Source organism: Pseudomonas sp. Pseu.R1, assembly GCF_045764065.1.
In the GTDB taxonomy this organism is placed as follows: domain Bacteria; phylum Pseudomonadota; class Gammaproteobacteria; order Pseudomonadales; family Pseudomonadaceae; genus Aquipseudomonas.
In genome coordinates, this window is the sequence record NZ_JBJGEE020000001.1 from 5,885,846 (window position 1) to 5,905,161 (window position 19,316).

The window sequence follows — 19,316 nt, forward strand, 5'->3', positions numbered from 1 at the left end:
CCTGAGCTCCTTCATTCCGGCCTGAATCCTGCGTGGGCTCGGCAACGGGATGATTCCGATCAAAGGTAGATCAACATGGCAACTGAATCGAAATGCCCGTTCAACCACGCTGCTGGCGGCGGTACGACGAACCGCGACTGGTGGCCGAACCAACTGAATCTGAACATCCTCCATCAACACTCCTCACTGTCCGACCCCATGGGCGAAGGCTTCGATTACGCCAAGGCGTACAAGAGCCTGGATTTTGCGGCGGTCAAGAAAGACCTGGAAGCGGTGATGACGAACTCGCAGGACTGGTGGCCTGCTGATTTCGGTCACTACGGCCCGTTGTTCATTCGCATGGCCTGGCACAGCGCCGGGACGTATCGCACCGGGGACGGGCGCGGAGGGGCGGGGTCGGGGCAGCAACGCTTTGCTCCTCTCAATAGCTGGCCGGACAACGTCAGTCTGGACAAGGCCCGACGGCTGATCTGGCCGGTCAAACAGAAATATGGCAACAAGATTTCCTGGGCGGACCTTATCGTGCTCACCGGCAACGTGGCGCTGGAGTCCATGGGCTTCAAAACCTTTGGTTTTTCCGGTGGGCGCCGGGACGTGTGGGAGCCTGATCAAGACGTGTATTGGGGCACCGAAACCACTTGGCTCGGCGGCGAAGAGCGCTACGGCGCGCACAAGGACATGGAGCAACCCGGACAGGGGGATCTGGTCGCCGAACCGGCCAAGCATGGCGAAGAAAAAAGCCGCACGGATGGCGAGCGCAATCTGGAAAATCCGCTGGCTGCCGTGCAGATGGGGCTGATTTACGTCAACCCGGAAGGTCCGGATGGCAACCCCGATCCGGTCAAGTCCGCGTTCGACATCCGTGAAACCTTTGGTCGCATGGCGATGAACGATGAGGAAACCGTCGCGTTGATCGCCGGTGGACACGCTTTCGGAAAAACCCACGGTGCAGGCCCGGCAGATAACGTCGGGCCGGAGCCGGAGGCGGCAGGGCTGGAAGAGCAAGGCTTTGGCTGGCGCAATAAGTTCGGCAGCGGCAAGGGGGGCGACACGATCACCAGCGGACTGGAGGTGACCTGGACCTCGACCCCAACGAAATGGAGCAACGAGTACCTGGAAAACCTGTTCAATTTCGACTGGGAGCTGACCAAAAGCCCGGCGGGCGCCCATCAGTGGAAGCCCAAAAATGGCGCAGGCGCGAACACCATTCCTCACGCCCACGACCCGAGCAAACGCCAGGAACCGCGCATGCTCACCTCGGATCTGGCGCTGCGTTTCGATCCGGCGTACGAGAAAATTTCCCGACGCTTCAAGGACAATCCCGATCAATTGGCCGATGCCTTCGCCCGCGCCTGGTTCAAGTTGACGCACCGCGACATGGGACCACTGGCGCGTTATCTGGGCCCGGAAACGCCGACCGAAGAGCTGCTCTGGCAAGACCCGTTGCCTGCGCCGAAAGGTCCATCAGTGGATGACAGCGACGTGGCTGCGCTCAAAAACAAGGTGCTGGAGTCGGGGCTGACGGTCTCACAACTGGTGTCCGCAGCGTGGGCGGCGGCCTCCACATTCCGTGGTTCGGATAAGCGCGGTGGCGCCAATGGCGGGCGTTTGCGCCTTGCGCCGCAGAAAGACTGGCCTGCCAACCAGCCTGCACAACTGGCGAACGTATTGCAGGTGCTGGAACGTATTCAGGGCGAGTTCAATGGCGGGCAGGGCAAGCACCTATCGCTTGCCGACCTGATCGTGATCGCCGGTAATGCTGGGGTTGAAAAGGCGGCGCAAGCGGCCGGGCAAACCGTGACCGTGCCGTTTGCGCCAGGTCGGGTGGATGCGTCCCAGGAGCAGACCGATGTTGAGTCGTTTGGCTTTCTTGAGCCCATTGCCGACGGCTTCCGCAACTACCTCAAGGGCACGTACAAGGTTTCAGCGGAAAAGCTGCTGGTGGACAAGGCGCAACTGCTGACGCTGTCGGCACCGGAGATGACCGTGCTGCTGGGCGGTCTGCGGGTGTTGGGGGCGAATGTCGATCAGAGCAAGCATGGGGTGTTCACCACGCGTCCCGAAGTGCTGACCAACGACTTCTTCAAAAACCTGCTGGACATGAGCGTGGAGTGGAGGCCTACCTCGGCCAGCAACGATACCTTTGAGGGACGGGACCGCAAGACCGGTGCGGTGAAATGGACGGGGACGCGGGTGGATCTGGTGTTTGGCTCCCATGCTCAACTGCGCGCCATTTCGGAGGTGTATGGCAGCGACGATGCCCATGAGAAATTCGTGAAGGATTTCGTGGCGGCCTGGACGAAAGTGATGAACCTGGACCGGTTCGACCTGCGTTGATCTGACGATAACGCAACCCCTCCTGTGGGAGCGAACTCGTTCGCGATGGCGGCGTGACAGAGGATACAACGTCGTCGCCTGAAACATCGAATCGCGAATGAATTCGCTTCCACACGGGGGCGCTGACGTCGCGCCATGTGCGGTTTGAAACAGTGGGGAATCAGGCCTCCTGAGAGGCCTTGGTCCGCTGCGGTGTCAGTGTTTCTGCGCAACATTGGCGTCCAGGAAACGATGAATCTGTTCGCCGATTTCCTCGACATGGGTTTCCAGTGCGAAATGCCCGGTGTCGTAGAAATACACCTGCGCCTTGGCAATGTCGCGTTTGAAGGCCTCTGCACCCGGTGGCAGGAAGAACGGGTCATTCTTGCCCCACACCGCGAGCAGCGGCGGTTGGTGTTTACGGAAATACGCCTGGAATTCCGGGTAGCGTTTCACGTTGTTGGCGTAATCCTTGAACAGGTCCAACTGGATCTCGTCGTTGCCTGGCCGCGCCACGAGGGCGGCGTCCAGCGTATAGGCCTCGGGGGCGACACGATCCGGGTCTTTGACGCCATGGGTGTACTGCCACTTGATCGATTGCAGCGTCAGCATGTCGCGCAATGCATCGCGATTGGCTTGTGTCGGCTCATTCCAGTAGCCCCGGATCGGGTTCCAGCCGCTGCTCAAGCCTTCTTCGTACGCGTTGCCGTTCTGGCTGATGATCGCCGTGATGCGCTCGGGGTGCGCCGAGGCCATGCGCCAGCCCACGGGGGCGCCATAGTCGAACACTTCGATGGCGTAGCGTTTCAGTGACAGCGCTTCGGTGAAGCCGTCCATGGTTTTCGCCAGGTTGTCGAAGGTGTACGCGTATTGCGAACGGTCCGGACTGTCAGAGAAACCGAAACCGGGCATGTCCGGGGCCACGACGTGGTAGCGGTCCGCCAGTTTCGGGATCAGTTCGCGGTACATGAACGAGGACGTCGGGAAACCGTGCATCAACAGAACGGTCGGTTTCGAGGGATCACCGGCTTCGCGGTAGAAAATCTTCACCCCTTGCACATCAACGTAGTGGTGGCTGACGGCCGGCTGCGGGGCAGTGGCTGCCTGGGCGGATGTGCCGAAGAGAGTGGCGGCGGTCAGCGCGGTGGCGGCCAGCAAGCGATTCAAGGTCATGGTCATGCTCCTGCAAATAAAGGTTCGGCGATGGCCGGTTCAAGTGTTCAAGCCAGGCTGGCTCGTTGAAAGCGATATTGCAGGTATCCATTAATTTGCAGAATCCAGTAATCTTGATAACCGGCTTACCAAAAAATGGAAGGGTGAATGGACCGTTTCGAATCGATGGAAATGCTCGTGGCGGCAATCGAGAACGGCAGCCTTTCGGCCGCAGGGCGCGCACTGCACGTGCCGCTGGCGACGCTGAGTCGGAAAATCACTGATCTGGAGACCCGATTGGGCACACGCTTGTTGATTCGCGGCACGCGCAAGTTGACCCTGACCGATGCGGGTGTGGCCTACGTTGCGGCGGCGCGAAGAATTCTGGAGCAGGTCGACGATGCCGAACGTGAAGCGGCGGGTGAATTTCAGGTCCCTAAAGGCGAACTGGTGATTACCGCGCCCGTGTTCTTCGGCCGTCTGCATGTGCTGCCAGTGGTCACGGATTTTTTGGCGCTTTACCCTGAGATCAATATTCGTTTGCTGCTGGTCGACCACAATATGCACCTGATCGACGAGCACGTGGACATGGCGGTGCGCATCGGCAAGTTGCCCGACAGCGCGATGTACGCCACCCACGTTGGCTCGATGCGCTCGATGGTCTGCGCCAGCCCGCAACTGTTGGCGCAGCATGGGGTGCCGCAGGTGCCGGACGACCTGCGACGGTTTCCTTTCGTGCGCGTGGTGATGCCGGTGCCGACGCCAGGCTGGCGGTTTCGTTCGCCGGACTTCAGCAGCGTCGTCGAGATTCCCATAGCGCCCCGCTTGGCAGTGTCTACCGCCGAGGCCGCGTTGCAGGCGGCGATTCGCGGTGTCGGGGTGGTCAATCTGATGCGCTATCAACTGGTGGACGCCATCGAAGCCGGCCTGCTGCAACCGCTGCTGGAGGCATTCGAGCTGGACCCGTCGCCGATTCATCTGCTTCATGCTTCGCGGGGAAACATGCCGCTGAAGATGCGCTGCTTTCTGGATTTCGCCGCGCCCAGGCTACGAGAACTGTTGGGCTGAACACGCCGCATTCCCGACGGGAATGGCCCCATAAAAAAGCCGAATTTCCCTTGTGCCGGGCATTCTCGTAGCGTGGCGTTTCCCACCCTTGAACATGGAGATCATGCTGTGAACGATGCCCCGCTGCGCCTGTATGTCGACGCCCGTTTTACCAGCCCTTATGCGATGTCAGTGTTTGTCACACTGAAAGAGAAGGGCATCGATTTCGAGCTGATTCCCGTGAACCTGGGGGCGCAGGAACAGCACGCGCAAGGCTATGCCGAATTGTCTTTGACCCAACGGGTGCCGACGCTGGAGCAGGGTGGCTTTGCCGTGTCGGAGTCGTCGGCGATCACTGAATACCTCGAAGAGCGCTTTCCCGAGACGCCGGTCTACCCGCAGGACCTGCGACAGAAGGCCCGAGCCCGCCAGGTACAGGCCTGGCTGCGCAGCGACCTGATGCCGATTCGGGAAGAGCGCTCTACGCTGGTGATTTTCTACGGGAAGAAAGTCGGGCCATTGACCTCGGAAGGCAAAGCCGCTGCGGCCAAGTTGATCGCTGCGGCCAAGGCGCTGTTGGCGGATGGGCGTGAATACCTGTCGGGAGCGTGGTCGATTGCCGATGTCGATCTGGCGCTGATGCTCAATCGTCTGGTGCTCAATGGCGATGAGATGCCCGAAACCCTGGTGCGCTATGCCCATCGGCAGTGGCAGCGGCCAAGCGTGCAAGCATGGTTGAATCTGCAGCGTCCACCCCTTTGATTCACCCCTCGGATCTGTCATGGGTGGGCTCACCCAAACCGGCGCAGCCATGCACCCGGTGGCAGGCGTGAGAAATCAGCGTGCGTGAGGGTGGGGTCGCCCAGCCACAGGGCTTCATGTGCTGACGACCCTCACCACCGCATCACTTCGTAACAGAAGCTCGTCTGAACTATTGTTTTTCCTGCGCGCTCCAACACCCCGCACGTACAAAGCCCGCACAGGGAAAAGGAGTTCTGAAATGATCAAGACACTGACTGCCGCCATCCTCGCCACTGCCGCTCTGGCCACCGCACCGTTCGCACTCGCGGACAAGCCCGGCCCGGGCTGGATCACCATCGAGAAGGCCATCGAAAAAGCCAAATCGGCGGGCTACACGGAGATCTACAAGATTGAGGCGGATGACAAAGGCTACTGGGAAGGTGAAGGACGCAAGGCCGACAGCCTGACCTATGAGTTCCGCATCGACGGCACGTCCGGCAACATCCTGCGAGACCAGAAAGACTGATTTTTCCTACCCATCAGGAGCGCTGATTGAAGCGCTCCTTCTTCATGTCTCCCTTTACTCATTTCGCCGAATCCGACACCCTTGCCATCCTTTTCCATGTCAGCAGGAAGCGATGCATGAGCGTGCGGATCGAGTTCAAAAGCAACCCCAGCGAAGATGAGCGTCTGCAGATTCTGGAACCGCTGAGGGCCTACAACGCCGAGAAAGCGGGCGATGGGCTGTCAGAAAAATTCGCGTTTTTTGTGCGTGACGAGAACTCCGATGCGGTGCTCGGGGGATTGCACGGGCGCATTCTCTATCGCTGGATGTTCATCGAGCTGCTGGTGGTGCCCGAGCAGGCAAGAGGGCAGCGTATGGGCAGTCAATTGATGGCCATGGCCGAGGATCTCGCGCGTGAGCGCGATTGCGTCGGCGTCTGGCTGGACACCTTCGATTTTCAGGCCCCGGATTTCTACCGCAAGCACGGCTATCAAGCGTTCGGCCAACTGGATGACTATCCGCCTGGGCATCATCGCCTGTTTTTTCAGAAACGCCTGACATCGGCGCAAGCCTGAATTTGGCTTGGGTCGTTGGCGCGAGACTTGCCTAGTGGTGGGAATGCAAGCCGGTGTGCGGTTTACCGAAAGGGCCGCGCACAGTAATCTCCGGACGCGTATTCACGTTCTGTTCGGCTTCCATACCTCCAATAATCACACCGGAGCTTCAGATGTCTTCACCCCGCGACCCCGCTGACACCCAAACGATTTCCTTTCCCGAACTCACCGATGTGCTGCGGCGGATTTTTCTGCGCCATGGCACCTCGGCAGCAGTGGCTGAGGTGCTGGCCGAAAACTGCGCCAGCGCCGAGCGCGACGGCTCCCACAGCCATGGGATCTTTCGCATCAAGGGTTATCTGGCGTCGTTGGGGGCAGGTTGGGTGGACGGCCAGGCAGTGCCAAAGGTCGAAGACGTCGGTGCCGGTTTTGTGCGGGTCGATGCGGGCGGTGGATTCGCTCAGCCAGCGTTGCAGGCCGCCAAAGCGCTGCTCATCGAGAAAGCCCGCAACGCGGGCATCGCAATCCTGGCGATCCGCAATTCGCACCATTTCGCGGCGCTATGGCCCGATGTAGAGCCTTTCGCGCAAGAAGGGCTGGTGGCACTGAGCGTGGTCAACAGCATGACCTGTGTGGTGCCTCATGATGCGCAAAAGCCGTTGTTCGGCACCAATCCGATTGCCTTCGCCGCGCCCCGTGCCGACGGGCAACCCATCGTCTTTGACATGGCCACCAGCGCCATCGCCCATGGGGATGTCCAGATCGCGGCGAGGGAAGGGCGTATGTTACCCCCCGGCATGGGCGTGGATCGGGCGGGTCAGCCTACGGAAGACCCCAAGGCGATTCTCGATGGCGGCGCGCTGCTGCCGTTTGGCGGCTACAAAGGCTCGGCGCTGTCGATGATGGTCGAGCTGCTGTCGGCCGCGCTGACCGGGGGCAACTTCTCATTCGAATTCGATTTGTCCTGCAAGCCGGGCGCGCAGACACCCTGGACTGGTCAGATGATTATCGTCATCGATCCTGACAAGGGCAGTGGTCAGTCCTTCGCGCAACGCAGTGAGGAACTGGTTCGGCAGATGCAAGGTGTAGGGCAGGAGCGGATGCCGGGAGACCGCCGCTATCGTCAGCGCGAAAAGTCCCTGGCTGAAGGTATCGTGCTTTCAACTGCGGATCTGGCACATCTCAACGCGCTCGCCAACGGCTAAACGTCGAGCCTGGGAAGCCTTCCCGGCAGTTTCAGTCCCACTGGATTCTGCCGGGCGACGTGCAGGCGCATCAGGTGCTGGCTGTCTTGTGCTTCATCCGTCGACCGGGTTTTCTGTCCACAGGGCATCGCTAGGGCACTCGCACTTATGGCGGCCAGCACCAGCGTGATCAAAAAGGCTATGAGTGTTTTCATGGTCGTGCCTCACAAGTGGGAGGGAGTCGAGGCTCCATCACCGCAGGCTACGTCCGCTGCTGACAACGACGTTACTCCATTCCTGTCGAGAAATTGCCTGATGCTGTCTGCCTCGGAAACCGACGAGAGAGCGACCGTTCGTCGAAACGGCACTTGCGTTCGGGAGGGGATAAAAATACTGTATGTTTAAACAGTATTCGAGAAAGAGAGAATGGCCATGCAGGTAAATCACGCTCAAACCGCTCATTCATTCGCTGCCGAGGTTGCAGAGGTCACGTTCGACAGTATCTGGGGCAACGCCATGCAGCGAGAGGATTTTCTGGCACTGGCAGCAGGCGTGCGCCAGTTTAGCCTTGAAATGGCCGAATTGGACTTTGTTTCGAATGTATTGGGCGCGCAGCGTGCAGGCAGCGAGCAGCCACAGGCTGTCGCGGATTGAGGAACAGCCGAGAAAACGCGGTTTCGGCCGGAATCAGGGTTTGTACGTGACAGGCACAGACAGGGGGGCAGCCCGAGTTTCATCGGTGTCAGGCTGACGCTGTTTGCCGGTTCTGATCAGGCTGAGTGCGAACAGGGTGCCCACGAGCGACAAAGCGCACCAGGCCAGAATAAATGTGATCACGTCTGGTTCTCCGAACTGCACAATCGGGTTGCCCGTTAACAGGCAAACGTTCCATCCGAATCTATCGGCCGTGTTGACTGCATCCTGAGGCCTGACGCGCGAATCTTGAACAATTGTCGGTCGAATCGCAACTCCCCCGGACCGATGGGGTCTTGCATTTAACAGATCACGTTCGAGGCCCCTGTTCATGAAAGATATCGGTTCACGCTTGAAGGAAGAACGCAAAAGCCTCGGCCTGTCCCAGCAGGAGTTCGGTGCCATTGGCGGGGTTGAGGCCAACGCCCAGGGCAAGTATGAGAGCGGAGAGCGTATTCCACGTTCCGACTACCTCGCCGCTCTGGAGAAAAAAGGCGTCGACGTGCTTTACGTGCTGTCGGGCAAACGCACACCCATGGCGGCTGACTCCCTTAACGATGCCGAGCGGGCGATCATCACTCATTACCGCGCGTTGAGCGAGGACGACCAGGACGCGATTTCTCAACTGGCCAATTCGCTGTCGGAATGCGCCATGGACGCCGCGGGGCAGGCTTCCGCTTGACAGGCGATCAAGGCTGGCTTGCGAGTGAATATATGAAACGTATATGCTTCGTATATTCATAGCGAGGACAACCCATGGGGCTGGTCAAGATTTCCGAACAGATGCACGCCAATATTCGCTCTGCCAGCGCTGCGCTGAGCCGTTCGATCAACGCGCAGGCTGAACACTGGATGCGTGTTGGCATGCTGGCCGAACTTAATCCGGGCCTGAATTACAGCGACATTTGTCAATTGCTGATTCGTGCAGAAGCCGCGGGGGATTCGTTACTGGAGGCCTTGCCTGACGTGTCGGACACCAATGAACTCAAGGTCCGGGCGGTGTCGCGATGAGCATCAGCATCAAGAGCGAAGCCGATCTGGTGGGGCTGCGCGTTGCGGGGCGTCTGGCGGCAGATGTGCTGGCGATGATCGCCCCACACGTCAAACCGGGTGTCAGCACCGAGGCGCTGGACGACATCTGCAACGACTACATCGTCAATGTCTTGAAAGTCACGCCTGCCAACGTGGGTTATCACGGTTTTACCAAGACCACCTGTATATCGCCCAACACCGTGGTGTGCCACGGCATTCCGTCTCCCGATGACATTCTCAAGGACGGTGACATCGTCAATATCGACGTGGCCGTCATCAAGGATGGCTGGTACGGCGACACCAGTCGCATGTATTACGTCGGTGAGGTCAGTCCGCTGGCCAGACGTCTGGTCGAGACCACTTATGAAGCCACGCTGGCAGGGATTCATGCGGTACGCCCCGGCGCGACATTGGGCGACATTGGAAATGCCATCCAGACCGTGGCCTACCGGGAAGGCTTCAGCGTGGTGCGGGAGTATTGCGGTCATGGCATTGGCCGCAAATACCATGAAGAACCTCAGGTGCTGCACTACGGCGCGGCGGGCAAGGGACTGAAGCTCAAACCGGGTATGGTGTTCACCATCGAACCGATGATCAACGCCGGCAAGCCCGGGACCCACGTGCTGGATGACGGCTGGACGGTTCTGACTCGGGATCAGTCCCTGTCTGCGCAATGGGAGCACATGGTAGCGGTCACCCAGACGGGCTTCGAATTGCTCACGCCCTGGCCTGACGGAACGGGTGAGTACCCTTCGGTGTAGGGCGTTCTACCGTCTGGACGAACAAAGTCACAATTGAGCAAGTGACGAAATCTGGATTGAGCTTGTAGGATCTGTCCCGTTCCCCTGTAGTGCTGCTGCCTGACCGGCTCAAGGATGATCAGGCAAACAGCACTTGGGGAGAACACCAGAAAGCTTCGCGCACGGCGATTAAACAGCCGGCCTGAGCCTAATGCCAGTCAGTCAAGTCGACTGGCATTTTTGTTTTCGGGTCGGATACTCCGCAGGCTACTGCTTCATCACTCTGGGGCCTCATCTGTCAGGTCGCCGATGGGACAAGGCTTTTGACAGACGCATAAAAAATCCGATGCTCGTTTCCAGGCATCGGATTTTGCGGTTTACAGGCTAATCGTCAATGACGCCAGTCTTGATTGACTGGCATTCGCCAAAGGGCGGTTTTTCATTGACAACGTACAGCCGTGCAATCAGGAAGCCGTGTTGATCGGCTTTTCCGGGTACCAGGCGTCGATCAGCGGGCCGACTTCGACTTTGGTCACTTCGCTGCGGCCCTTGAGCCAGGCTTCGACAGTGGCGCGCTGTTCTTCGGTGACTGAACCGCGCTCAGCCAGGCAAACCAGGCCGTAGTCGTCGCCGCCGACATAGTCCAGACCGTTGGCGTCCATGGCGTCGGTCAGGAACGCGTCGAGGAAACCGTCGATGGCCTGATCGTCCAGACCCTCTTTGAATTCCAGATTGAGCTCGAAGCCCAATTCCTGAAACTCGTCAACACAGAGCTTTTTGCGCAGACGACGGGAGCGGTTAGTGGCCATGAAGCAATCCTCTTAGGTAATTTCGGGGCGCAGTCTACCAGCTAACCCCGATGATCGCCTCTCCCATAGTGATCAGCGTTTGGCAACGCCCCCGCGGCGTATGGGAAATCTGCAGCAGTCCGGCTTGCCGGCGGCAGCAATTTCGAAGACACCGCCGTCAGCCAACCAAGCCGCTACAGGGATTTTCATCAAGGCGGCCATCTGTTGGGCGAATCGCTACGAGCAATAATCCGCGCGCTGGCCCTCGATCAGTTTCAGCGCCGCATCCCACGCCAGTTGGATCACCCGCAGGCCTTCCTCGTCATCGGTGAACTGACTCGCCGTGAGTTGGCAGACTTCTTCGGACGGATAAATCAACTTGCTGCCACCCGCCAGCGCCGCCACCTGGGCCTGGCAGGCGCGCTCCAGAAAATGGATCTCGTGGAAGGCTTCAGCAACGTTGCGCCCACCGGCCAGCAGGCCGTGATTGCGCAGGATCATCGCCCGATGAGGCCCAAGGTCGGCGACCAACCGTTCGCGCTCACCCAGATCCAGCGCGACCCCTTCATAGCTGTGATACGCCAGCTTGCCGTAGAACTTCAGCGCATGCTGGGAGATCGGCAGCAACCCTTGTTCCTGCGCCGAGACCGCAATACCCGCTGCGGTGTGGGTATGGATGACGCAGTTCAAGTCATGGCGCGCCATGTGGATTGCCGAATGAATGGTAAACCCGGCGGCATTGACTTCGTGGGTGTGCCCACGAGGGTCGACGACCTTGCCTTGATGGTCGATCAGCACCAGGTCACTGGCCTTCATGTGATCGAACAGGACGCCGTAGCGGTTGATCAGAAAACGTGGCTCGGGACCGGGCACCCGCAGGCTGATATGGGTGTCGATCAGGTCGGTCATGCGAAAGTGCGCAATCATCCGGTACAGCGCCGCCAGTTCGCAGCGCAGCGCCCATTCTTCTGGGGAAAACAGACTCGGGCCTTGCATGTAAGTCTCCTGTGGCAGTGGGGTCACGGGCCCCGGGTACGTTCGCCGCGCCGACGCAATGCTTCCATCGTCAGCAGCAATAGCAGGGCGCTGAGCACCATCATGGTCGCTGCCGCCGCGATGGTCGGGTTCAGGTTCTCCTTGATACCGGCGAACATCTGAATGGGCAATGTCTTCTGGGCCGGTGTCGATAGAAACAGGGTCACCACCACTTCGTCAAAAGAGGTGGCGAAGGCCAGAAGTGCACCGCTCAGCACACCGGGGGCGATCAGGGGCAGGGTGACGCGGCGGAAACCATACCACGGTGAGGCGCCCAGGCTGGTGGCGGCGCGGGTGAAGTTGCGGTTATAGCCCTCCAGTGTGGCATTCACGGTGATCAGCACGAACGGCGCGCCCAGTACCGCGTGAGCAATCACCAACCCTGCGTAGGTGTTGAGCAAGCCCAGGCGGGCGAAAAAGAAGTACAGCCCGACTGCCACGATCACGACTGGCGCCACCATCGGCGAGATCAGGATCGCCATCACCAGCGCCTTGCCCTTGAACTCGCCACGAGACAGACCCACTGACGCCAGGGTGCCCAATACGCTCGCCAGCAAGGTGGCGGCGGGGGCGATTTTCAGGCTGTTGCCCACGGCTTGCATCCAGTCGCCAGAGCCAAAGAACTCCTCGTACCAGCGCAGCGAGAAGCCACTGAGGGGGTAGCTCAGAAACGAGCCTTCATTGAAGGACAGCGGCACGATCACCAGAATCGGCACGATCAGAAACACCAGCAGCGCCAGGCTGTACACGCTCAGCAACGGACGTAGCAGGCGCATTTCCCACGGGTCGACGTTCTTCATCAGTGGCTCCTCAGGCTGGCCGGTTAGCAGGGCGTGAAACTCTGGCGTACACCCAGTACAGCAACAGCACGATAATCAGCAGTTGGCTGCTCAGCGCGGTGGCCATGCCCCAGTTGATGGTGGTGTTGGTGTAATAGGCCACGAAGTAGCTGATCATCTGGTCGCCAGGACCACCCAGCAGCGCCGGGGTGATGTAGTAACCGATGGCCATGATGAACACCAGCAAGGCACCCGCGGTGACACCCGCGTAGGTCTGCGGCAGGTAAACCCGGCGAAAGGCAGTGAGTGGGTGAGCGCCCAGTGAAATGGCCGCATTTTCATAACGCGGGTCGATGCCTTTCATCACCGCGTACAGCGGCAGGATCAGAAAAGGCAGCAGAATATGGGTCATCGAAATCAACACGCCGGTGCGGTTGAACACCAGTTCCAGCGGTTTTTCCAAGATGTGCAGGCTCATCAGCGTGTCGTTGACCAGGCCGCCGGATTGCAACATCACGATCCAACTGGCAGTGCGCACGATCAGTGACGTCCAGAAGGGCAGCAACACGAAAATCAGCAACAGATTCGCCCGTCGCGGCGGTTGCCGGGAGAGCCAATAGGCCAGCGGATAACCGAGCAATACGCAGAAGAGCGTAACCAGCCCGGCGATGACCAGCGAGCGTTGCAGCACATCCAGATACAACGCTTTGCCTGGGCCGACGTAGTGGAGTTGACCGGCGTCCATCTTCAGGTCGAACGCCGATAACCAGTACAAGCTGGTGTAGGGGCTGCCCAACGTTTTGAGGGTGGTCCAGGTTTGCACGTCGTTGAGCGCGGGAATGCCGCTCAACAAGCGTTCACGAACCGGCTCGCCGCGCGGTGGCAATTTACTCAATACAGCGGTCGGGATACTGCGCAGCATTGAACTTTCATAACCCAGTCGACGGTTCAGAGCGAACAGTTGCCCGGTGCTGCGGGCTTCACGAAGGTCATCGGCCATTGCGGCGAATACAGGTTCGCCCGGCACTGACTGGCCATCCCACTGCTCCAGTAATTGCAGGGTCTTGGGCAGTGCCGTCGCCACTTCCGGGTTGTCGATGCTGCGGGTCAGCAAGCCGCCGATGGGCGCCAGAAAACCCACGATCAGCACTATCAACAGCGGCAGGAGAAGCATGATCGAGCGCCGAGTGTAGGCGCGCCGGGCGGCCTGCAAGCGCCAGGCGAGATCGCGTGGCGGCGGGGCGGAGGCCGGGGTGTCCAGAGTCAGAGCGTCGGGCATGGGGTGCTCCTTGTGGCAACGGCGGTCAGGGACAAATCAACGAGCGGCCCAGGCGTTGAAGCGCTGTTCCAGTTCTTCCCCGTGGTCGATCCAGAACTGCGTGCTCACTTGCAGGCCTTTCACGATGTCCGGCAGGTTCTTCTTGGTGTTTGCGTCCAGCAGCGCCAGGGCGCCTTTGTTGGTCGGGCCGTAAGGGATGGTTTCCGAGAACACTTTCTGCTGCTCGGCCTGGCTGACGAAGGCGATGTATTGCTCGCCCACCGCCTTATGAGGCGAGCCCTTGACGATGGCCCAGCTGTCGAGGTCGTAGAGGCTCTGGTCCCAGACAATGTTGAAGGCGTGACCTTCGTTCTGGGCACTGGTCACGCGACCGTTGTAGGCGGTGGTCATGACCACGTCACCGGCCACCAGCCATTGCAACGGCTGCGCGCCGGCTTCCCACCACTGAATGTCGTGCTTGATCACGTCAAGCTTCTTGAACGCACGGTCCACGCCCTCTGGGGTCGCCAGCACGGTGTACAGATCTTGCGGTTTCACACCGTCGGCGAGCAGGGCGATTTCCAGGGTGAATTTGGCGCTCTTGCGCAGCCCGCGTTTGCCGGGGAAGTTCTTTGTGTCCCAGTATGCGGCCCAGCCGGTGGGGGCAGTTTTCAGTTTGTCGGCGTTGTAGGTCAGCACCGTCGACCAGAAGTACATGCCAATACCGCACTCACTGACGGCGCTTTTTTCGAACTGTGCAGGGTCGCCGATCTTGCTCCAGTCCAGCGGCTCGAACAGGCCTTCGGCACAGCCACGCACCAGGTCCGGGCTTTCCACTTCCACCACGTCCCAGCTCACTTGCCCGGTCTCGACCATGGCGCGGATCTTGGACATCTCACCGTTGTATTCCCCAGCCTGGATCGTGCCTTTGCCGGTGGCGTTGAAGGGTTGGTAGAACGCTTTGTCCTGAGCGACCTTGGCGGCGCCACCAAACGAAATAACGGTCAACGGTTCAGCAGCACTCACGGGGCCACCGAGAGCGATCAGTACGGTCATTGCAGCGAATGGCTTGAGCATGGCGAATTTCCTGAGGCATCGAGGTTGAGGGTTTACGCAGGCAAGGCGTCCAGCGCTGATGCATCAGCGCTATGCCAGCAGACAGAAAGGTGGTGGCCTTCACACCAGACCGGTTGCATCTGGGCGATCGGGACCTTGACGTTGAAATCGTTGTTGTCGCCGACCTGCAATCGAATGCGCACGTGGTCGCCCAGGTAGATGCATTCTTCGATGCGGCCGGGCAGGCGGCTGTCATAACGGGTGTCGCCGTCGAGGATGACCCGCTCCGAACGGATCGACAGCGAAGTGCGGTTGCCTTTTACGAGACCAGGCGTGCTGCGGGCGAAGACCTGCTGACCGGCATCCAGCCTGACCTGGCAGCGTTCGGCGCCCAGCGAATCAAGGCTGCCGGGCAAGACGTTGGTGTCGCCCATGAACGTGGCAACGAAGGTGTTGGCCGGGCGCTCGTACAGCGCCTGTGGAGTGTCGACCTGCTGAATTACGCCATCGTTGAAGATCGCGACACGGTCGGACAGGGTCAGGGCTTCGGACTGATCATGGGTCACGAACACCACGGTCAGGCCGAGTTCGCGGTGCAGGCGGCGAATTTCCAGCTGCATTTGTTCGCGCAGTTGTTTGTCCAGTGCACCCAGCGGTTCATCCATCAGCACCAGCTTGGGTTCGAACACCAGTGCCCTGGCCAGCGCGATGCGTTGTTGCTGACCGCCAGAAAGCTGGGCGGGGTAGCGGTTGGCGAGGTCCGAGAGACGTACCATCTCCAGCGCCTGTTTGACCTTGAACTGGATGTCGTGGCGATTCATCCGCCGTACCTCCAGCGGGAAGGCCATGTTCTGGGCGACGGTCATGTGCGGGAACAGTGCGTAGTTCTGAAACACCATGCCGATGCCACGCAGATGGGCAGGGACGCTCTCGATCGCCTTGCCTTCCAGGTAAATCTTGCCTTGGGTGGGGCTTTCGAAACCGGCGAGCATCATCAGGCTGGTGGTCTTGCCGGAGCCTGACGGGCCGAGCAGGGTCAGAAATTCACCTTGCGCCACGTCCAGATCGAGGTGCTTCACCACGGTCTTGAAACCGTCGTAACTTTTCTCCACGCCCCGGAAACTGACAAAGGCGTCTGCGCTGCTATGGGTCATCTCACATTCTCCCCTTTAGCTTTTAAAAACATGATGCATCATGTTTAAAGCAGGAACTGTGCCACTGATTTTTGCGTCGTTATCTGCGTTGCTTTGGTGTTTTCGGTCGTTGCCGTGCACCGCCGCTGTGCCGTGCGCCCCAGTTCGGGACGCGCGGGCGGGTTCAGTGCAGGTCGGTCAGGGTCGCGTCCAGCCGCTCAAGCAACAGATCGGCGTGCTCACGGTTGAACACCAGTGGCGGGCGAATCTTCAGGACGTTGCCGCGCGGGCCGGTGGCACTGATCAACACCTGTCTGCGGCGCATGCCGTTGACCACGGCCGTTGTAATCTGGGTCGCCGGAGCGCGTGTAGCGGGGGAGTCGATCAGTTCGACGCCGATGAACAGACCTTGACCACGCACATCGCCGATGGCCGGATAACGTGCGGCAAGTGTTCGCAGCCCGTGTCTGAGGTATTCGCCAATCGTTTGTGCATTGGCTTGCAAGTTTTCCTCGCGAAGCACATTCAGCACGGCCTGGGCTGCTTTGCAGGACACCGGGTTGCCGCCGTAGGTATTGAAATAGCGCTGCTGGCGACCGAATACATCGAATAGCTCGGAGCGGCCCACCACGCCTGCGACCGGATGGCCGTTGCCCATGGGTTTGCCGAGGGTCACCAGATCAGGGATCACGGTGTCGCATTGGAAACCCCAGCGTTGTGCCCCTGTGCGACCGAACCCCGGTTGCACTTCGTCGGCGATATACAGCCCACCGGCTTCGCGCATGAGTTGTGCGGCCTGCGCCAACTCGCCGTTGACCGGGCTGAACACGCCGTCGCTGGAGAAAATGCCGTCCACCAGCAATGCGGCGGGTCTGATTCCGTGTGCCTGAAGGTCGGCCAGTGCCGACTTCACACTGTGCACGAAGGTGTTGCCCCGATACGCGTCCGGTGCATCCACCAGCCGTACATGAGGCGCGGTGGGCAAACTGGTGGCTAAAGACGGGGAAAGTTGGGCCAGCACGCTGGACACGCCGTGGTAGGCCCAGCGGGTGACCAGCACGCCGGTTCCGCCGGTCACGCACTGGGCAATGCGCAGCGCCAGATCGTTGGCTTCGCTGCCGGTGCAGGTCATGGTCAGGTTGTTCAGCGGCGCAGGAAATTCGCTGAGCAGGTCCTCCGCGTAATCGACGATGGACGGGTGCAGGTAACGGGTGTGGGTGTTGAGTTGCGCGCTTTGTTCGGCGATGGCCTGCACCACGGCCGGGTGGCAATGGCCGATGGACGCCACGTTGTTGTAAGCGTCGAGGTAGGGGGTGCCGTGTTGGTCGTACAGCCAGACCCCTTCGCCACGGACCGGCGCAAACGGTTCCTCATAGAACAGTCGATAACTGGCGCCCAATGCCTGTTGGCGACGGGCGAGAAGCTGGGTGGTGTCAGGGTTCACAGGGCCTCCGGTTTGCAAGCATCGATCAGGCTTTGGGTCAGCACGCCGTCCGGCAGGGCCATCAGCCGTTGCAGGTTGCGCCAGGTGACGGGCAGGTTGCGCAGCACATACTCGCGGTTCTGTGGGTAAAGCGAAGCGCGCCATTGGGCGATGGTGATCGCCATGGCCATGCGCATGGCGATCAGGTCGCCCAGTATGTCCAGCTCCTGCTGTAGCAGCGGGATGTGGGCGTTATAGGCTGCGATGAACGCCTTGATTTGCCACAGCGGATCCGGCGCGCTGGCGTCGAACTGATAGGACAGCGCAGTGCCCAGTTCATTGACCAGCGGCGCATGCAGTGCGTCGCCAAAGTCGATGATGGCGGCCACGCGGGTGCCGGTCTCGGGGTCGAGGATCACGTTGTGCGGATTCAGATCGTTGTGAATCACCTGGCTTCTGAGGGTGGGCAGCAATGGCTTGATCTGCGCCTCATAGCGGTCAAGGAGGGTGGTGACAAGTGGGCGTTGCTCATCGTCCAGGCACTGCAGGTGCGGGCGTACACGCTCGGCGTGGCCCACGTCCCACAGCAGATATCGGTGGGCGGCGGGGTGATGAAAGCCGTTCAAGGCAAGGTTGACTTGTGCCAGCGTGCTGCCCAGTTGATGCATCAGCGCCACGCTGGGGGTGCCGAGATTTTGCGAGATGCCGTCCAGATAGCTGACCGTTCGCAACGTAAGGATCTGTTCCCCGACTTGCACCTTGGGTTCGAACGCTCCGGTGTGTGCCGCCAGCACGCGGGGAACAGGCAAGTGGTTGCCGTGCTGCTCGATGAACAACAGCGCTTCAGTCTGAAACCGCGTCACCTCGGAGGCTTCGGCCGGGTTCACGAACTTCATCACGAAGGCGCCACGGTCATCGCGGATCAGGAAATTCAGATCGCGCTCGCCATTGAGCTGCTTGATCGGACCTCTCAGACTGTACTGCGTCAGGGCGATCTCCTGCGCTTGCTGGAGGCTGACTTCCGGCACTTCGGTGGTCATGAGCTTTGTGCAATGGGGTGTCGATGATGCCGTCTCAGACATGCTGACCACCGTTGACATGGATTTCTGCGCCGTTCACGTAGGACGCACCGCTGGTGCACAAGAAATAGACCAGTGATGCGACTTCTTCGGGTTTGCCCAGGCGGTGCATTGGCACCAGCCGCTCGACCATCTCTGCGGTGCCAGGGGAGAGGATCGAGGTGTCGATTTCGCCGGGGGCAATGGCATTGACGCGTATGTCATGGCGTCCGAAATCGTAGGCCATTTCCCGAGTCAGCGCTGAAAGGGCAGCCTTGGAGGTGGAGTAGGCGGCACCCGCGAATGGGTGGACCTTTGTACCCGCGATGGAGGTCACGTTAATGATGCTGCCCTTGGTGGCTTTCAATTCATCGAACAGGCCTCGGGCAAGGAGTGCCGTGGAAAACAGGTTGACGTTGAACACCTGCACCCACGTCGCATAATCGGTTTCCAGCACACCCAATCGGCTGCCTTCCGGACCTTTGGGCGAGACCCCGGCGTTGTTCACCAGTGCGTCCAGTCGTCCTCCCAGCCTTTCCTTGATATCGGCGAGGCTGTCGCTGACGCTCTGGATGTTCTCCAGGTCCAGGTGGATGTGGTTCAGCAAGCCTTCAGCCCAAGGGCACTCGCTCACCCAGTCGTGCCGTGAAGCGGTAAACACTTCCCAGCCTGCTGCATTGAAATGCTTGACGGTGGCATGACCGATGCCTCGGCTGGCACCGGTCAGCAACAGCTTCTTTTTGTCGCTCATGAGCACACTCACTGATTGTGAAGTTTGATGCATCATGTTTTTTGTAAGTGCTCGGTGTCAATAGGGTAGAG

Annotated in this window: 21 protein-coding genes; 10 read left to right on the forward strand and 11 right to left on the reverse strand. The window is 59.9% G+C overall.

The annotated features are described in order from the left end of the window. The first annotated feature begins 75 nt into the window (after positions 1–75). A complete protein-coding gene (gene katG, locus ACI5GA_RS26775; protein ID WP_421424990.1) occupies positions 76–2,337 on the forward strand; it encodes a catalase/peroxidase HPI in 2,262 nt (753 codons plus the stop codon). A gap of 195 nt (positions 2,338–2,532) precedes the next feature. Here the strand turns inward: katG and ACI5GA_RS26780 are convergent, their stop codons facing one another. After that, on the reverse strand, positions 2,533–3,489 hold the full coding sequence (locus tag ACI5GA_RS26780; protein ID WP_421424991.1) for an alpha/beta fold hydrolase: 957 nt from the start codon (positions 3,487–3,489) through the stop codon (positions 2,533–2,535). 147 nt (positions 3,490–3,636) lie between these two features. Here ACI5GA_RS26780 and ACI5GA_RS26785 point away from each other — a divergent pair, with 147 nt between their 5' ends. The 5 genes from ACI5GA_RS26785 to ACI5GA_RS26805 all read left to right on the forward strand — a co-directional run bounded on the left by ACI5GA_RS26785 (position 3,637) and on the right by ACI5GA_RS26805 (position 7,520). Next, positions 3,637–4,536: a LysR family transcriptional regulator gene (locus ACI5GA_RS26785; RefSeq protein WP_404634559.1), complete on the forward strand. Its 900-nt coding sequence runs from the start codon at positions 3,637–3,639 to the stop codon at positions 4,534–4,536. Between the two features lie 108 nt (positions 4,537–4,644). Further along, positions 4,645–5,277 (forward strand): glutathione transferase, encoded by a 633-nt coding sequence (yfcF, locus tag ACI5GA_RS26790; RefSeq protein ID WP_404634561.1) that lies wholly within the window; start codon positions 4,645–4,647, stop codon positions 5,275–5,277. A 238-nt stretch (positions 5,278–5,515) separates the two neighbouring features. Further along, positions 5,516–5,782: a PepSY domain-containing protein gene (locus ACI5GA_RS26795; RefSeq protein WP_404634563.1), complete on the forward strand. Its 267-nt coding sequence runs from the start codon at positions 5,516–5,518 to the stop codon at positions 5,780–5,782. 116 nt (positions 5,783–5,898) lie between these two features. Beyond that, positions 5,899–6,336, forward strand: coding sequence for a GNAT family N-acetyltransferase (locus tag ACI5GA_RS26800; RefSeq protein WP_404634565.1), 438 nt, complete (start codon positions 5,899–5,901; stop codon positions 6,334–6,336). Positions 6,337–6,488: 152 nt separating this feature from the next. Further along, on the forward strand, positions 6,489–7,520 hold the full coding sequence (locus tag ACI5GA_RS26805; RefSeq protein WP_404634567.1) for an Ldh family oxidoreductase: 1,032 nt from the start codon (positions 6,489–6,491) through the stop codon (positions 7,518–7,520). Here the strand turns inward: ACI5GA_RS26805 and ACI5GA_RS26810 are convergent. Continuing rightward, on the reverse strand, positions 7,517–7,714 hold the full coding sequence (locus ACI5GA_RS26810) for a hypothetical protein (RefSeq protein WP_404634569.1): 198 nt from the start codon (positions 7,712–7,714) through the stop codon (positions 7,517–7,519). The genes ACI5GA_RS26805 and ACI5GA_RS26810 overlap by 4 nt on opposite strands. A 211-nt stretch (positions 7,715–7,925) precedes the next feature. Between ACI5GA_RS26810 and ACI5GA_RS26815 the strand changes: the two genes are divergently transcribed. From ACI5GA_RS26815 to map, 4 genes are all read left to right on the forward strand, one after another. After that, positions 7,926–8,153, forward strand: coding sequence for a hypothetical protein (locus tag ACI5GA_RS26815; protein WP_421424995.1), 228 nt, complete (start codon positions 7,926–7,928; stop codon positions 8,151–8,153). A gap of 370 nt (positions 8,154–8,523) precedes the next feature. Continuing rightward, positions 8,524–8,874 (forward strand): helix-turn-helix domain-containing protein, encoded by a 351-nt coding sequence (locus ACI5GA_RS26820; RefSeq protein WP_404634573.1) that lies wholly within the window; start codon positions 8,524–8,526, stop codon positions 8,872–8,874. Between the two features lie 74 nt (positions 8,875–8,948). Next, the gene (locus ACI5GA_RS26825; protein WP_421424997.1) at positions 8,949–9,203 is read left to right on the forward strand and encodes a ParD-like family protein; all 255 of its coding nucleotides are present in this window, start codon (positions 8,949–8,951) and stop codon (positions 9,201–9,203) included. Continuing rightward, positions 9,200–9,985 (forward strand): type I methionyl aminopeptidase, encoded by a 786-nt coding sequence (gene map / locus ACI5GA_RS26830; protein WP_404634577.1) that lies wholly within the window; start codon positions 9,200–9,202, stop codon positions 9,983–9,985. Before ACI5GA_RS26825 ends, map begins: the two co-directional genes overlap by 4 nt. Before the next feature lie 443 nt (positions 9,986–10,428). Here map and ACI5GA_RS26835 read toward each other — a convergent pair whose 3' ends face one another. The 9 genes from ACI5GA_RS26835 to ACI5GA_RS26875 form a co-directional block, all read right to left on the reverse strand. Continuing rightward, on the reverse strand, positions 10,429–10,773 hold the full coding sequence (locus ACI5GA_RS26835) for a YggL family protein (protein ID WP_404634579.1): 345 nt from the start codon (positions 10,771–10,773) through the stop codon (positions 10,429–10,431). A gap of 216 nt (positions 10,774–10,989) precedes the next feature. Continuing rightward, positions 10,990–11,748, reverse strand: coding sequence for a class II aldolase/adducin family protein (locus ACI5GA_RS26840; protein ID WP_404634581.1), 759 nt, complete (start codon positions 11,746–11,748; stop codon positions 10,990–10,992). A gap of 23 nt (positions 11,749–11,771) precedes the next feature. Continuing rightward, positions 11,772–12,563, reverse strand: a complete 792-nt coding sequence (locus ACI5GA_RS26845) for an ABC transporter permease (protein ID WP_404635030.1) — start codon at positions 12,561–12,563, stop codon at positions 11,772–11,774. Positions 12,564–12,597: 34 nt separating this feature from the next. Beyond that, positions 12,598–13,845: an ABC transporter permease gene (locus ACI5GA_RS26850; RefSeq protein WP_421424998.1), complete on the reverse strand. Its 1,248-nt coding sequence runs from the start codon at positions 13,843–13,845 to the stop codon at positions 12,598–12,600. 36 nt (positions 13,846–13,881) lie between these two features. Beyond that, entirely contained in the window at positions 13,882–14,901 is a 1,020-nt protein-coding gene (locus ACI5GA_RS26855) for an ABC transporter substrate-binding protein (RefSeq protein ID WP_421425000.1), read from the reverse strand. Between the two features lie 32 nt (positions 14,902–14,933). After that, positions 14,934–16,034: an ABC transporter ATP-binding protein gene (locus tag ACI5GA_RS26860; protein WP_404634587.1), complete on the reverse strand. Its 1,101-nt coding sequence runs from the start codon at positions 16,032–16,034 to the stop codon at positions 14,934–14,936. A gap of 163 nt (positions 16,035–16,197) precedes the next feature. After that, positions 16,198–17,457 carry an aspartate aminotransferase family protein gene (locus tag ACI5GA_RS26865; protein ID WP_421425002.1) on the reverse strand — a complete coding sequence of 420 codons (1,260 nt, stop codon included), beginning with the start codon at positions 17,455–17,457 and terminating at the stop codon, positions 16,198–16,200. Next, positions 17,454–18,518: a phosphotransferase gene (locus ACI5GA_RS26870; RefSeq protein ID WP_421425004.1), complete on the reverse strand. Its 1,065-nt coding sequence runs from the start codon at positions 18,516–18,518 to the stop codon at positions 17,454–17,456. Before ACI5GA_RS26870 ends, ACI5GA_RS26865 begins: the two co-directional genes overlap by 4 nt. After that, entirely contained in the window at positions 18,511–19,245 is a 735-nt protein-coding gene (locus tag ACI5GA_RS26875; RefSeq protein ID WP_421425006.1) for an SDR family NAD(P)-dependent oxidoreductase, read from the reverse strand. The genes ACI5GA_RS26870 and ACI5GA_RS26875 overlap by 8 nt, the downstream gene beginning before the upstream one ends. Between the last annotated feature and the right edge of the window lie 71 nt (positions 19,246–19,316).